Origin of the sequence: Niallia taxi (genome assembly GCF_004005475.1) — a bacterium.
Classification (GTDB): Bacteria; Bacillota; Bacilli; order Bacillales; family Cytobacillaceae; genus Niallia; species Niallia taxi.
In genome coordinates this window covers 1-15,311 of sequence record NZ_RZTZ01000011.1, presented here as the reverse complement: position 1 = coordinate 15,311, position 15,311 = coordinate 1, and the positions used below count along the sequence as shown (strand labels likewise).

The 15,311-nt window shown below is 34.6% G+C and carries 15 protein-coding genes and 1 riboswitch; of the genes, 3 read left to right on the top strand and 12 right to left on the bottom strand.

Features of this window, described 5'->3' with window-relative positions; translation table 11 throughout:
- Nucleotides 1-57: 57 nt before the first annotated feature.
- Nucleotides 58-621, bottom strand: a complete 564-nt coding sequence (locus EM808_RS20715; protein ID WP_127740355.1) for a GNAT family N-acetyltransferase — start codon at nt 619-621, stop codon at nt 58-60.
- Nucleotides 622-860: 239 nt separating this feature from the next.
- On the opposite strand from EM808_RS20715, the gene EM808_RS20710 reads away from it, so the two are divergent.
- A complete protein-coding gene (locus EM808_RS20710) occupies nt 861-1,541 on the top strand; it encodes a hypothetical protein (RefSeq protein ID WP_127740353.1) in 681 nt (226 codons plus the stop codon).
- Nucleotides 1,542-1,756: 215 nt separating this feature from the next.
- Here EM808_RS20710 and EM808_RS20705 read toward each other — a convergent pair whose 3' ends face one another.
- Together EM808_RS20705 and EM808_RS20700 are read right to left on the bottom strand one after the other, a co-directional pair.
- Entirely contained in the window at nt 1,757-2,965 is a 1,209-nt protein-coding gene (locus tag EM808_RS20705) for an aminopeptidase (RefSeq protein WP_127740351.1), read from the bottom strand.
- A 227-nt stretch (nt 2,966-3,192) separates the two neighbouring features.
- Nucleotides 3,193-3,738 carry a TetR/AcrR family transcriptional regulator gene (locus tag EM808_RS20700; RefSeq protein ID WP_127740349.1) on the bottom strand — a complete coding sequence of 182 codons (546 nt, stop codon included), beginning with the start codon at nt 3,736-3,738 and terminating at the stop codon, nt 3,193-3,195.
- 171 nt (nt 3,739-3,909) lie between these two features.
- On the opposite strand from EM808_RS20700, the gene EM808_RS20695 reads away from it, so the two are divergent.
- Entirely contained in the window at nt 3,910-5,388 is a 1,479-nt protein-coding gene (locus EM808_RS20695) for a DHA2 family efflux MFS transporter permease subunit (protein ID WP_127740347.1), read from the top strand.
- Nucleotides 5,389-6,058: 670 nt separating this feature from the next.
- Here EM808_RS20695 and celB read toward each other — a convergent pair.
- The 7 genes from celB to EM808_RS20670 all read right to left on the bottom strand — a co-directional run bounded on the left by celB (nt 6,059) and on the right by EM808_RS20670 (nt 12,214).
- A complete protein-coding gene (gene celB, locus EM808_RS20690; RefSeq protein ID WP_127740345.1) occupies nt 6,059-7,378 on the bottom strand; it encodes a PTS cellobiose transporter subunit IIC in 1,320 nt (439 codons plus the stop codon).
- Nucleotides 7,379-7,565: 187 nt separating this feature from the next.
- Nucleotides 7,566-8,819 carry an ATP-binding protein gene (locus EM808_RS20685; protein ID WP_127740343.1) on the bottom strand — a complete coding sequence of 418 codons (1,254 nt, stop codon included), beginning with the start codon at nt 8,817-8,819 and terminating at the stop codon, nt 7,566-7,568.
- A gap of 335 nt (nt 8,820-9,154) precedes the next feature.
- Nucleotides 9,155-9,301 (bottom strand): hypothetical protein, encoded by a 147-nt coding sequence (locus tag EM808_RS28720; protein ID WP_164849733.1) that lies wholly within the window; start codon nt 9,299-9,301, stop codon nt 9,155-9,157.
- 86 nt (nt 9,302-9,387) lie between these two features.
- A complete protein-coding gene (locus tag EM808_RS20680) occupies nt 9,388-9,801 on the bottom strand; it encodes a GNAT family N-acetyltransferase (RefSeq protein WP_127740341.1) in 414 nt (137 codons plus the stop codon).
- An 82-nt stretch (nt 9,802-9,883) separates the two neighbouring features.
- Complete coding sequence (locus EM808_RS20675; RefSeq protein WP_127740339.1) at nt 9,884-11,101, bottom strand: sensor domain-containing diguanylate cyclase; 1,218 nt, start codon at nt 11,099-11,101, stop codon at nt 9,884-9,886.
- Nucleotides 11,102-11,258: 157 nt separating this feature from the next.
- The gene (locus EM808_RS29825) at nt 11,259-11,726 is read right to left on the bottom strand and encodes a CBO0543 family protein (RefSeq protein ID WP_412973753.1); all 468 of its coding nucleotides are present in this window, start codon (nt 11,724-11,726) and stop codon (nt 11,259-11,261) included.
- Complete coding sequence (locus EM808_RS20670) at nt 11,723-12,214, bottom strand: CBO0543 family protein (RefSeq protein WP_127740337.1); 492 nt, start codon at nt 12,212-12,214, stop codon at nt 11,723-11,725. The genes EM808_RS29825 and EM808_RS20670 overlap by 4 nt, the downstream gene beginning before the upstream one ends.
- 267 nt (nt 12,215-12,481) lie before the next feature.
- Nucleotides 12,482-12,581, top strand: a riboswitch (purine riboswitch).
- Between the two features lie 67 nt (nt 12,582-12,648).
- Between EM808_RS20670 and EM808_RS20665 the strand changes: the two genes are divergently transcribed.
- A complete protein-coding gene (locus EM808_RS20665) occupies nt 12,649-13,848 on the top strand; it encodes an MFS transporter (RefSeq protein WP_127740335.1) in 1,200 nt (399 codons plus the stop codon).
- Between the two features lie 79 nt (nt 13,849-13,927).
- Here EM808_RS20665 and EM808_RS20660 read toward each other — a convergent pair whose 3' ends face one another.
- Both EM808_RS20660 and EM808_RS20655 read right to left on the bottom strand, forming a co-directional pair.
- Nucleotides 13,928-14,236 (bottom strand): hypothetical protein, encoded by a 309-nt coding sequence (locus EM808_RS20660; RefSeq protein WP_127740333.1) that lies wholly within the window; start codon nt 14,234-14,236, stop codon nt 13,928-13,930.
- 173 nt (nt 14,237-14,409) lie between these two features.
- Nucleotides 14,410-15,311, bottom strand: a 902-nt coding sequence (locus tag EM808_RS20655) for a collagen-like domain-containing protein (protein ID WP_205685885.1), incomplete at its 5' end; no start/stop codon positions are given.

Genomic DNA, 15,311 nt, shown 5'->3' with positions numbered 1-15,311 from the left:
TTTCTTTTATTACAGGAATGCTGCCCTTAAAGAGTATGAAAGTTTTTTGTAGCTAGCTTAAAAGAAATACTCTTCTTTTAATATAGAATACATCCTTATATCTTGATGTTTTCCCTTTGCAAATAGCCCTTTTCTCATTATTCCTTCAAAAGACATTCCTATTTTCTCCAATACTCTAGCTGATCCTATATTCTCTACCATACATTTGGCTTGAATACGGGTTAGATTCATTTTTTCAAAACCAAACTTTATTACTTCCATTGCTGCTTCGGTTGTTAATCCTTTTCCCCAACAATCTTTAGAAATGGCATAGCCTATTTCAGCAATTTGCTTATTTGGTTCCCACCATACAAAGTCTATTGTTCCAATTAATCTTCCACTTTTCTTACATTCGATTCCCCAAGGAGCAACTTCATTATTATTATATTTGTTTAGAATAAAGTTAATAAATTCTTCTGTATCAGCTAAAGTCTTATGAGTACCCCAAGTAACATATTTAGTTACCTCTTCCCTTTTCCCATAATAAAAAATATCTTCAGCATCCTCTAAAGTAACTTTTCTAAGTATAAGACGGTCAGTTTCTAATGTTGGAAGGTTACAATATATATGTGAAATCTCCATCTTATTGCTCCTCTCCATTTTACTTTATTAATTATAGTTCTACAGACATTTGAATCTTCCTTTCGCTAAACAGCCACGTTTCTTCTATAACCTAGTTTTTCATTTATTAAAGGTATGCTTCCCTACTTGTTACATAAAAAGTTGAAGCAATCTTCTTGAAATAACATGAGTTCTTAAGTTATTATAATATTCCAAAATATGTTATCCTGGTTTTATAATAGGTAGAAAGGAAATAAATAATGGAAATTAAATCGTTAAGAATATCTTCAAATAAATTATTAGAAACAAGGATTTTTTATACTAAAACGCTTGGTTTTACATTAGTTAATGAGGACGAATATAGTTTTCAAATAAGGGTGGGCTCAAGCAAATTAACGTTTACTAATCAGGATTCTAATAACAATCCTTTTTATCATTTCGCATTTAATATTCCATCCAATAAATATAGTGAAGCGAAACAATGGACTAAGGAAAGAGTAAATTTATTAATAGAAAATGGAGAAGATGAAGTCGATTTCTCACATTTACCTGCCCATGCTTTTTATTTCTACGATCCTTCTGGTAATATTGTGGAGTTTATTGCTAGATATGGGATTAATCAAGAAAGTGAGCACCCATTTACTCCTGATAGTATTCTAAACATCTCTGAAATTGGCCTAATTGTTGAAGATGCAGTGAACATAGGTAATATAATGATTCAAAACAAGATTTACGAACGTGATAAAAAAACCATTAGTAATCATTATTTGAATTTTATGGGTATAAAGAGTAAAGGGATATTTGTTATATTAGCGCAACCAGGTAGGAAATGGCTTTTTTCCGAAAAATATTCTGCTATTTTTCCACTCGAGATAGAATTAGACAATAATAAAGTATTAAAAGTTAATGTAGATAAAGAATTTAAAATAGAGGATTCTTGATAAAAATGGTATTTATTTAATATTTTATCATTAAGTTTAAATTTCTAGATTAACAATGTCTCAGATTAATTCCTTTGAGGTATTTTATTCGTTTTGCTTCTCAAACTATCCTGCCATTTATTTACCATAAGCAAGATTTCACTGACTACAGGAATGCTGCCCCGTTTATTTCAAAACCAACATATAAATATACTCTGAAAATGGTGAGCCCATACTTAGATAGTCCAATCACCATTTTCCATGATTAAAATTTCTCCCTTTTCTAATATTCCGTAAACACTCATAGAGCTATCACCAATCATTATATCTTCGTGGATGGCTGATTTATTCATACCTAACTCTGTTAGTTCTTCTTCATTTTTTAAATACCCATCCAATAAGTTATCAATGTATGCTTGTCCAAGTGCAATATGACAAGCAGCATTTTCATCTAATAGAGTACTTTGAAATGTTATCCCCATTTTAGCAATACTTGAATTTGCTGAAACAAGAGCAACTTCCCCTAACATTCTAGCCCCTTCATCTGTTTGAAGAGTATCAAATAGGACTTGTTGTTTAGGTTCCATTCTAATAACTTTTCCATTTTTAATAAATAGTTTTACGTTCCGAATGGTTGTCCCAGCTAAAATAATAGGCTTTGTGGTTGTAACATATCCATTCACATAATATCTATTCGGCATTGTCCAAACCTCTTCTACAGGAATATTAGACATAAATTTTTTGCCGTCTTTAGTTGTTTCTGATCCACCTATCCAAACATGATTTTTTACTAAACCAACTGTTAAATCTGTTTTTTCACTTACAAAATGTAGTGCTGAAAATTGATAATTATTTAACTTTTTAGCTTTGTTCTTCAGCAGACAATCTTGTTTTTCCCAGGCTGAAATAGAGTTAGATTCATTTGCTTTAGATGCATCAAGTATATATTTCCATAAAAGTTCAATAGCTTTATCTTCCTGATGACTCGGAAAAACTTGCAGTGCCCATTCCATTGTAGGTGCATTAATAACTACCCATTTATTATGATTTTCCATTCCAAAAGTTCGGCAGGGTTTCATGGCAATTGATTTTGCTCTATTGATTTTCGAAGCTCTTTCGACCCAATTAGAATCTTCAGCAGAAAATGAGGGTGAAATTATGGTAATTGTTGAATAGCCGGACTTTGCATAAATCCATTCATTTTTAATAACGGATTCTGGGTATACCTCTAAAAATTCATCCTCTAGGTAACGTACACGACTTTTTTCCACTTCTGAATCCCTAAGGCATAGCGAAACAAATTGCGCTCCATTTTTGTAGGCTTCCTTTGAGATTTCACGGACTAAAGGTAAATGTTCGGATGAAAAATTTATCTTAATTAAATCCCCCTTTTCAACAGTCACTCCAACACTAACAATCACTTTTGCATAGTTATTTAAATACATAAAGTTCACGGCTCCTTTTGTTAAAGAGCAAACCTCTTTGTAATAATCTCCTTACTAAATAATTCAACCATTTATGTACCAATACCTTCTTCTACTAAACGGTCACAATATCAACATAAGAAAAAAGCTTTCCTTATTATATAAGAAAGCCCCTTATAGTTTTAGTAATTTCTACAAAATACTATTTACTCCTAGAGATTCTTTCATATTGATAATTGAATTCGAAATCATTGCACTTTGTACATTAAATAAATTTGATTTGCTATATAATCTGAACTAAAATGAAGTCCCTGCTTGATCCACCACATGATGATTCCTACCAATGAGGCTGTTTTAATATCAATCGCAACATAATTAGCTGGTAGTTCCTTCTTTGTATTCTTCCTTCTTGTTTCTAGTAGTTGCTTTAATAATAAAAACAATTGCTCCTCAAATTGATTCATTTTAAATAAAATAAGTAAATAATTTCGATGGATATATAAATAATCGAGCACTTGTGTTAGCTGCTGTTTTTCCGATAAATCTTTTGCTTGTATCAAATCAACAATTCTATCCGAAAGCTCATTTAGAATCTCACCGGTGATTTGCGCTAGCAAATCTTGAATATCCAGATAATGCAAGTAAAATGTTGTCCGGTTTAATCCTGCTTTGGCTGCGACTTTCTGTACTGTTAAATTCGAAATAGTGTGGTCCTCTGAAAGAAGCGAAAAGACAGCATTTTTAAACATTTCTTTTGAACGAATAGCACGAGGATCTTCTTTTTTTATAGACATTTTAAACTCCTTTATCGATTTTTTTTGACTTTCTCATCACAATAAATATTCTGTGTTGATTAGTGAACAGTTTTAAAAAAACTGTTCATGGTCAGGAAGAATTAGTTTTGTTATTATAATTTTCATCGACACATTGTTGATAAAACAAGTATATAATAAAGGAGTTTATGAATGAATAAGGAAATCACAGAGAAAAGCAAAAAAATAATATTAATTATTCTGATAGCAGGCTGTTTTTTATCAACCTTAAATCAAACACTTTTAAATGTTGCATTGAGTAGCTTCATGGACATATTTGATGTAACAGCTGCCACAGTACAATGGCTATCAACAGGATATATGTTAGTAAACGGAGTTTTAGTGACGATTACGGCGTTTTTAATGAAACGATTTTCAACAAGGCAGTTATTTATTAGCTCAATGTTCTTTTTATTAATCGGGTCTATACTTTGTGCATTTTCTCCAAATTTCGCCATACTGTTAACTGGAAGAATGATTCAAGCCATTGGTGCAGGCATTATTATCCCATTATTGATGACCGTTGTTTTATATTTATATTCAAGTGAAAAGCGTGGAGGTATTATGGGAACAATTGGCTTTGCAATAATCTTTGCACCAGCCATCGCTCCTACATTGTCTGGTTTTATTCTTGAATATGTATCATGGAGATGGCTATTTATTGGATTAGCTCCATTTCTATTAATCATCATTGTTCTTGCATTCAAATATTTAACGAATGTTGCAGAAACAACAAAAGCGAAATTAGACATTGTAAGTGTCATTTTATCAACGATTGGTTTTGGAAGTATTTTATTTGGATTTAGTAGTGCAGGAAGCAAGGGATGGGATAATTCCATTGTTCTAACGACAATTATTGTCGGAGCTATTGTTACAACTCTATTCTGTTTACGTCAAATAAAATCCAACGATCCCTTATTAAATTTATCTGTATTTAAGTATAAAATTTTCACTCTCACATCGTTCATCAATATTTTAATTACATTGATTATGTATGCGGATTTAATCCTTTTACCACTCTACTTACAGAATGGACGAGGTTTTACAGCTTTAGAGGCAGGTTTTCTTTTATTACCAGGAGCAGTGATAAATGCCTTCTTATCACCGGTGACAGGTAGAATGTATGATAAATACGGTGCTAGACCACTCTTTATTACAGGTTTATTATTTATCATTATTTCCATGTGGGGAGTAATAGATCTAACCGAATCCACAAGCTATATGTATTTAATGGTTCGCACTTGTATTTTACGTATTGGTTTAAGTTTTATTACTATGCCTTTAAATACAGCAGGGTTGAATGCTTTACCAAGACAATTAGGTTCACATGGTTCAGCTGTAAATAATACCGTTCGACAATTAGCAGGTGCTATTGGGACAGCAGTTGTCATCACAGTTTATTCCACTCTATCCACTTCACATGCTTCTGAGTTATCTATTGAAAATGTAAACATTTCAGCTGTGCAATTAGCCAAGCTAGCATCAATCTATGGTTCAAGTGGTGCCTATTTATTTATGTTAGTTTTATCTTTTGTGGCGTTAATTGTTACCTTCTTTATGCCTGCAAAAAAAACAGAAAAACGAAAAAACAAGGGTAAAAAAACTGCTTTAGAACAACGCGGAATCAGATAACAGATATATTTACATTTTGATCAAAACGGAAGCATATCTGAGATTTTTCAGATATGCTTAAATTTTTCACTTAGTTTTACATGATTATTCACTAATAGGTGACTAAGCTTATAAACAACTTTATTAACCCTAAAGTGAAACAATTGTAATCAAATCTTTCACTTTCATCCCAGTTTTATCTTTTTTAAAATTAAGATATGCACTACCTTCCTCAACTACCGTTCCAGAACAAAAATAGCATATCCAAACTGGATTAAAGCCCCAGTACATTTTGTTCACAATGCTTTTATTTTAAAAAGTTCATTTATTACTGGATTGCTGCCTCGTAAGGTTTTTTTTCTAATTCCGTTCTTATTCTAGGTAATCAGAATATTTTTTACCCTAATAAAAAGAAACTTTTTTATTTTATTATGAGTGCGTAAATTTTTTATAAGCTAAGTATAATGGATACATAGATCATCCACTTTTACATAAGGAAAATAGATAATAGGTTCTACCGATTTTTTCAACTTCTACTGGAAAACCTTAAGGTGCTGGCTCTCCTCCCACCACCTCCTCAGTTACAATAATGCCTTTATACATCTGGCTTATCCACATATAAACCTCTGATACTTTCATAATTGAAAGATGCGTGGCATTTTGCCACGCATCCTGTATTATTCCTATAATATTAAGCCTTCTCCGTATTGACCAAGCTGTTCTCTTCCTCTGCCTTCTGTTTATCCCAAATTCTAAAAAACGGGAAGTAAATAATAAAGGAAAGCACGATGATTACAAGCTGAAGGATCGCTCCAGAAATACTGCCGGTAATCAAATACCCTTGGATGATAGGTGGCATTGTCCAAGGTGGTACAATGCCAATCGGTTTGGCGACAAGTCCTATATCCATTGATACATAAGCGATAATTACAGACACTATTGGTGTTAATATAAAAGGAACTATCATTAATGGATTAAGAACAATCGGCATCCCAAAAGTAATTGGTTCATTAATATTGAAGATTCCCGGTCCTATACTTAAACGCCCAAGCTGCTTCATTTGTTGGCTTTTTGCAAAAAATAACATGGCAAATACTAAGCCTAAGGTTGTTCCAGATCCTCCAATAAAGATGATGTCATTAAATTGATCTGTGACAATATGCTTCACTGGTTCCCCAGCTCCAAACGAAATCGCATTCTCATTCGTTAAAGTGAGCCAAACTGGGGTCATGACTGCACCAACTATACTAGCCCCATGCAATCCTGTTGTCCATAAAAGCGTTATGAGGAAGAAAATAAAAATCGTCCCTAAAAAGCTCGTTCCAACTCGTGTTAGTGGTTCTTGTAACAGGACTGTTACAATATTATGCAAGCTGCCAAAATCTCCAAAATTTTCTACTAATAAGCGTAAAACCCACACAACAACGATCGCAAAAAAACCAGGTATCAATGCCGTAAAGGATTTAGCAACAGCAGGCGGAACTCCATCAGGTAATGTGATTACGATATTTTTCTGCAGAATTTTCCGATAAATTTCTGTACATAAAACAGCTATAACCATCCCGACAAATAATCCTTTGCTTGTGAAGAGGGCTGTTTGATAAGCTGTTTCAACTATATCAACTCCCTCAGGTGTTTGACCAATAACATAGGAAACAAACGGTGTACCAACAAAATAGGCAGCAAGTGAAATAGCTCCAGAAGCTAATGGGTCGACTTTATAGGATTCCGCTAACCTGTAGGCGATTCCAAACGTGGCTACTAAAGCCATGATTTCAAATGTTCCCCTGTATGGATAAAGCAAGCTTGCTTTAAGCTTCGGATGCTCTGTTAGATAATCTAAATACCCTTGAAAAGGCAAATTAGCCAAAATTAAAAATACGGAACCGATAATAATAAGGGGCATTGCAAGGATAATACCGTCTCTTAATGCTTGTAAATGTCTTTGCTCTGCAATTTTCGCTGCAACCGGCATTACTTTTTCTTCTAAAAACGTATTAACTTTACTCATAAAATACCTCCTCATAATTAATGAAAACGGTTACAAGATACTTATGAGCGGTTAACTAAAAATATGTTGGAAATTATACATTTTTAAACTCTGTCTATACTTGTCAGTTGCTGCCAAAATGATAAAGAAATTGTTGCTTCATTACACAAAAAAAACAGCCGCTCACAGCAGCTGTTTTGCAACTAATTCATGGTAATTGCGGGAACAATATAGTAAATTCTGTTCCTATATTTTGATTGCTGTTTACTTTGATTTTGCCTTTAAAAGAATGGATTATTTGATAGCTTACCATCATTCCTAATCCTGTTCCTTTTTCCTTCAAGGAATAAAATGGTGAACCAAGACTATCTAATTGTTTTCTTGTCATGCCAATGCCTTCGTCCTTTATCATAACCTTAATAAAGCCATCTTCTGTAGACATGCAAGCAACCCAAACATTTCCGCCATTCGGCATTGATTCAACTGCATTTTTTAAAATATTAATTAGTGACTGATTCAGTTTTTGTGGATTTGCAAATATCCAGCAGCTATCATGAATATCTTTTTTTATCTTTACATCATAATTCAATGCAAAGTTTTCAAGGATATTCACTACCTGTTCCAGTTGCTTTCCAACATTAATTTTTGTACTGTTATCTACAGTTGGTTTTCCAAAGGATAAAAATTCATTAATGATATCATTTGCTCGATCTAACTCTTCAATAGATATTTTGATATACTGTTTCTTACTTTCTGAAATGTCGGGGTCGTCAAGTAGTTGCAGGAATCCGCGGGTAACTTGCATTGGGTTTCTGATTTCATGTGCAAAAACACTCGTCAGTTCACTAATAACACGCAATTTTTCTGCATTTTGAATATCTAAACGAAGCTGCTGAATTTCTCGGATTGTTTCATATAGCATTACAAAAAACCAAGTGACTCCGACTACAAAAATCAGATGAATAACTTGCACTTTTATCGCATCGAAGGAGAATCCTTTTATTATCCCTAATAAGGATAATCCAACAAAACAATAGTAGAAGGAAAGAAAAACGGCAATCAAAACTCTTTTATATTTCCGAGAGTGCATAAATAATTTTTGATAAAACAGGATAACAGGTAAAGTAACTGCCAAAACAAGCACCGTATTGTAAAATCCAATACTTATGCCCCCAAAATTAAGCCGATAAAGGATAATTAATGCTGCTAGAAACACACCTGGCCCGAACCCACCGTATAATGCTCCAAACAATAATGGAATAATACGAATATCTAATCTGGAATCGTGCCCAAAATTTAGTGGAAAGGACATGCATAACAGGATGGAAATTCCCCAGAAAACAGTCATCAGAATGGTTTTATTTCGATCATGTTTAACCCTTTCTGTAATGATTGTAAAGTATATGAAAATGGGTAAAACCATAAGAGTCATTTGCAACAAAAAATCTTTTATTATACTCATTTTCGCTACCTTTCCTATGTTAAACGTTATTTTTGGCTACCCTACGACTAGTATTTTTACTTTCGCTATTTAAGCTGGAAATCATTCCACAATTATACTCTAAATCTATCACAATTTGTCGATTGATGACGAATTTGTTGTAATTGAATTTATTTTATCGTCAGCAAGTAGTTTCTCCCTTTTATATATTTCGGCAAGGCAGGCGATTTTTTTATCAAATATGTATTAATTCATAGATTATTAGTTTTTAACGACAGGGAATTAATAATGAAGAAAACAAACTAGGTTTTTTGTGAACTCCATAGGTAGAACCATCATGTAAAAAAGAGGGATAATTATAAATAGATATTATAGATGATGACACCAATAATAATTGCTACAACAATAAAACCGCCTATTGTGGGACTTCCATAAACAGCTCTGTTCCAGCCATCGTCCGTATCTATTTTACTGTTTTCCTTCTCCTTATCCTCTTTTTTCATTCTAACGCCTCCAATCATAAAAATCACCCTATTATCTATATTCCAACTAATGGCGCTCTATCCTTTATATAGGAGTTAGTTAAACGTTATTTTAAGGTCATTTCCATTATTATGTATTCTTTGTCTGCTTTTATGAAGCCTTCTCCTGTTGCTTGCATGCCAAATTTCTGATAAAAACCAACCTTTTGTTCTCTAGCATTACACCATATCCTTTTTAAACCTAGGTTCATCCCTTCCTTAATTACATAATTTAATAGTGCACTTCCAAAACCATTCCCCTGCTCTTCGCTTAGTGTTGCAAACTTCCGAAATTGCCCTTCATTATTGGTAACAAATAAGGAGAGAACAGAAACGATTTGGTTATCCTTATATAATCCATAATGGATGCCTGACTCATCATTATCCAGCTTAATAAATTCAAATTCTTTATCAGGCCACATCACTTTATGCCTAATTTCCCAAGCCTCTTCTTTATGTATATTTGTTATGATGATATTCATAGTTTCTCCTTTTTAGTCTTTCTAAATAAGAATGAGGCTGTTGCATCATGTTATCCATTCTGCGACAGCCTTAGTTCTTTTTCTATTTCCGTTTATTTTTCGTTCGATACATGTCAGCGTCTGCTGTTTTCAAAAGCTCCTCCATCGTGCTGCCAAATTCTGTAGTTAAAGCGAAGCCAATACTGACACCAATAAAAAGTTGATTTCCTGCAATTAAAATGGGCTTTGCAATCTCAGCCTCTATCTTTTCTATTAAACAGTGAACTTTTATTTTGTTTTTAATATTTCCACAAATGATTGTAAACTCATCTCCACCCCAACGAGCTACTAAGCCTGCTTTTCCAACAGCATTTGTCAGTCTTTTTCCAACCTCAATTAGGAGTAGATCACCTATTTCATGTCCAAAGTTATCATTCACATGCTTAAATCCATCTAAATCTAGTAACATTAAACAGTGAACTTTAGATTTACTTTCCTGTAGAAGCTTCTCCGCTTCCTTTTTAAATAAGCGGCGGTTCGGCAAGTCTGTGACAGCATCATGATAAGCTAAGTGTGAAATGGTCTTTTCAGCTTCAATTCGGTCTGTTACGTCGCGACCAACACATATTTTTTCCACAATTTCGCCAGACTCATCACGAATCATTTCTACCGTTGTTTCATACCAGCGATATTCGCCGTTTTTATGGAGAACACGCCCTGTAAATCGCACGGTATCTTGATCAATAATATAGGTGTTTTGAACATCCTTTAGTCTCTTAAAATCATCAGGATGATTAAAAAGCACTTGTGGCTGTCCTATGACTTCTTCTTGTGTATAGCCAAGAAGTGTATTCACTGTCGGAGATATATACGTAAATACCCCATCATTTGTAAAAGCTGAAATAATATTCTGAGATTTCTCGGAAATGAGTGTAAACATTTCGTGGATATTTAAAACACCTTTGCGATGTTTATAGTACTGGGTAATATTTTCCAAAGTGATTATTTTTCCGCATTCTTTTTCATTGTCTATCAGTGGCATACAAGTCAATTTAACATAAAGAAGATTTCCTTTTTTATGAGGTATCGCCATTTCTCTTCTAAAAACACCAATGCCAGCAGAAATCAGGCTCGACCAATTCAGCAGCTGATCCAAATCCTCAAGCAGCTCTTCCCTTGTGTAACCGAACATATTCAAAGCTGATTCATTAACTTCCATAATTCGTCCATTTTCATCCAAAAATACTATTCCGTCAGGATGATTTTTATAAAAGCTTTGAAATACACCAGGTTGTTTCAATATATTTTTTTGCAAAACCATTCAACTATCCACCTTTAACGACATTGTGCTTCTATAACACATATATACTTCAACAAAGATATTACATCCTTTTATTATATTTCCTGTATCCAAATGAACGCAAAGGAAATTTATAGTTTTTCATAAAGAAATAAGCCTAGTGTACAATGCTCTAAGCTTATTCGTTCAATCCTTTTTTAAACCAAAAAGCAAACCTTTTTATGCTATATAATAGGATAAAGTTTATGCCAATACTATAGAAAAAGTTCCAATACTTAAATTCAATTAACGAGCTATATTTATTTAACAGGAAAGTATATAAGGCTAATAGTAAATTAAAAAGGCAAGTATGTAAAAGCTTCTTCATTTTCCCTTGGCTTACTGGAAAATATAAAATATAAAAGACACAAAAAGTAGGATAGACTGCATAATGAAGCGAAAAGCTCATTTTCGAAGCCTTCTCAAACTCTCTAAAAGGAAATTCTATTAGCCCAAAGGAAACTTGTACATATTCATATGCCCAAGCAACTGTTGAAGAAAATAAGAAAGTAATCACATAATATCTCAGTTGTTTTCTAGGAATAAACAGCCATAATAAACAAATGGACAATGACCAAGAGCTGATAAGAATTAATGCATTTATCATTCGCTTGTACCTGGTTTAAATCCTTTTTTGAACCATTTATAGCAACTGTCATTGATGACAAGTGAAATCACGACAGTTATAAAGGACCAATACCACGTCCATTCCTTATATTTAACCAATGCAGTATACCTTTCTAAAAACACTTCCAGGATAGTAAAAAAACCAGCTATACCTACGTAATATAATAATATAATCTTCCAATTCTTCCTTCGTGGGAAATATAAGCTAAAAAAAATGGCTACGACAGGAAAAAAGAAAAATTCAAAGGAGAAGCTGGTTTTATTATATTCGTTAGTTTGTGGAAGCAGCTGTATAGGATACTCAATCCACCCTTGTTCAACAGTAAACAGTCCTGCCGGCCAAGTGATAAGCTGAAGAAATAAAAATAACACCCATGCATCTCGCTTTTTATACTTTGGCACAAATTTAAACAACGAAATGATACATATTATGGTAAAGCCAATAAGAAACCATCTTTCAAAACTCATATCTATATCACCATACTAATACTTTTATTTTTTAGTATGAAGACAATGAGATTATATATTCTCCCATGTGAATTTTTTCTAGCTAAATTTAACATTCATTAACTACTTTCACACAAAAAAACAGGAAAATGTTTTTCTAGTTTGAATAGTGTATTATTGCTTTCTATTATTCCATCCCTTAGTTACCAATTCTCCATTAAAATTAGCAATGCCAAAAAATGAGACTTGAAAATCCACAGAAAACCTAGTAGACTAACTAAGGTACTTCATACAACGAATAATATTACCTGTATAACCTCAAGAATATGGCTTGAGGGTCTCTACCAGGAACCTTAAAATCCTGATTACAGAAAATGAAATTAATTCATTTTTTGTAATCAGGATTTTTTTGTTGTAAAAAAATTCATTATATGTATTAAAGAAAGGATGTAAATATGAATTTAAAAGTAATTATCCTCGCAATATCAACTGTTGCTGTCGGTTTAGTTGAACTAATCTTAGGTGGTATATTGCCAACCATCGCTGATGATTTTCATATTTCCATAAGCTCTGCCGGCCAATTAATCTCGATATTCGCACTTATCTATGCTATTTCAGGGCCAGTGCTGCTTGTATTAACAAGTAAAATAGAACGAAAAAAATTATATCTTGCTTCTTTATCAGTATTCTTTCTTGGGAATATTTTGACTTATATTAGTCCCAATTTCACCTTCATGATGATCGCAAGAATCATTACCGCGATGAGTACAGCTCTTATTGTTGTATTATCATTAATAATTGCTACAAAGGTTGTGTCACCAGAGCATAGAGCAAAAGCATTAGGGCTTATCTATATGGGTATTAGCTCATCACTTGTCATGGGTGTACCACTGGGAATATTGATTGCCACTAATTTTGGATGGCGCATCATATTCCTTGGTATTGCAATATTATCAATAGGTTCCTTCATCCTAATATCTGTCTTCTTAGAAAAAATTCCTGGTGAAAACACTATACCACTAACACAGCAGCTTAAAGCAGTTGCTAGTTTCAAAATAGGCAGTGCCCACCTTGCCACGATGTTTATGCTAGCAGGACATTATACACTTTATGCCTACTTCACTCCGTTCTTAGAAACAGAGCTGCATCTTAATGCGAATTGGATCAGCCTTTGTTACTTATTGTTTGGAATTGCAGCAGTAAGTGGCGGAGCATTTGGAGGGATTCTTTCTGATAGATTCGGAGCACCTAAAAGCATTATCGCCGTGATCAGTGCGTTTGCTGTTATTTTATTTTTAGTACCATTCACTACATTTTCACTAATAGTTTTCATACCTGTCATGATGATATGGGCAGCATTAAGCTGGAGTCTTGCACCACCTCAGCAAAGCTATTTAATACAAACAGACCCTGCTACATCTGACATTCAGCAAAGCTTTAATAATTCCGCCCTTCAAATAGGAATTTCTATTGGCTCTGGATTTGGCGGTATTGTGTTAACACAAACCGGAACTGTTTCCCAAACAGCTTGGTTTGGTGGCATTATTGTTATCATCTCTCTATTATGTGCACTCTTTTCACTAACAAGAAAAACGGTAAATAGAAATTATTCAACGGTGCATTCAACTGCACCACGTAAAGAATCCACCAATTAAGTACAGAAAACAAGTAAAATATCCAGTGTTTTACTTGTTTTTTTCATTTTTTTATGATAATCATTTATGGATACTATCGTCAGTAATTGATAAACTGCATGAAAACAGAATATTTAATAGTTGCATCTGTTCTTTTATCGAATTCCCTTGAACGAAATCCAAACGTTACACTTACCTTCACTTCATATGGATTGACAATTTGCGTCTTTGTGTCAATGGTGCTCCTAAAAAACATGCCTTCCTCGTCGGAAAATCCATAATCAATGCCGCTTAGAACACTGGTTGCTTGATAAACACGATAGGGGTAGGTTTTATACGTTCTAGTAATAGTTCTCCCTTTTTCTAAAGCCTCAGGGAAACGCACTGTATCCTCAATAATATTGAGCATCTACATCACCTCTCCTCATATTTATTCTATCTGTCTCGTACAATATGCAGTATTTTGTTAAATGCAAGAATACATAATATGTAATATGCAACAGTAAATGACAATTTTGAGTCTGAGCGGTAAATCCTCATTAAAAAAGAGGAATAAAATTTTCCTATTCCTCTTTTTGGTTCTCATTGAATGAAACGGGTAATGTTAGTCCATCTAATTTCCGACGTAACAGTTGTAACAGAAGTTGTAGTTGTAGTTAAAATACTTACAGTATAAGTGTTGGATCCTGCTACAGGAGGACTATCTACATAAGAGAAAGATTCATTAAATCTCTCAGTAGCACCAAGAATACCTGCAGCTCCAGACCTAGTAACAGTCTGCTGCGCAATCAATGTCCCATTTCTCCGGATAAGAATATTAAAGCTGATATTGTAAGACAAATTCAAACCAATAACAAATGCCAGCTGCTGAGAAGTATCAATTTTAATCCTGTTATTCCCAGTCACAGCAAGAGTTACTGTATTTAATGTCGTTTCTGTTCCTATTGTTACAGGTGCCGTAGTAGTTGGCTGATCGAAATTGATAGCAGTTACAGATGGTAAACCACTTGCACCGGTTGCTCCCGTTGGGCCTGTGGGACCCGTTGCTCCCGCTGGGCCTGTTGCTCCTGTTGGACCCGCCACTCCCGCTGGGCCTGTTGCTCCTGTTGGGCCCGCTACTCCCGCTGGACCCGTTGCTCCTGTCGGACCTGCTGCTCCGGCTGGGCCTGTCGCTCCGGTTGGACCGGCTGCTCCTGATGGACCTGTTGCTCCTGTTGGGCCTGCCACTCCCGCTGGACCTGTTGCTCCTGTCGGACCTGCTACTCCCGCTGGACCGGTTGCCCCAGTCGCTCCTGTTGGACCCGCTACTCCTGCTGGACCTGTTGCTCCCGTTGGACCCGCTACTCCCGCTGGACCTGTTGCTCCCGCTGGGCCTGTTGCTCCTGTTGGACCCGCCACTCCCGCTGGGCCTGTTGCTCCTGTTGGGCCCGCTACTCCCGCTGGACCCGTTGCTCCTGTCGGACCTGCTGCTCCGGCTGGGCCTG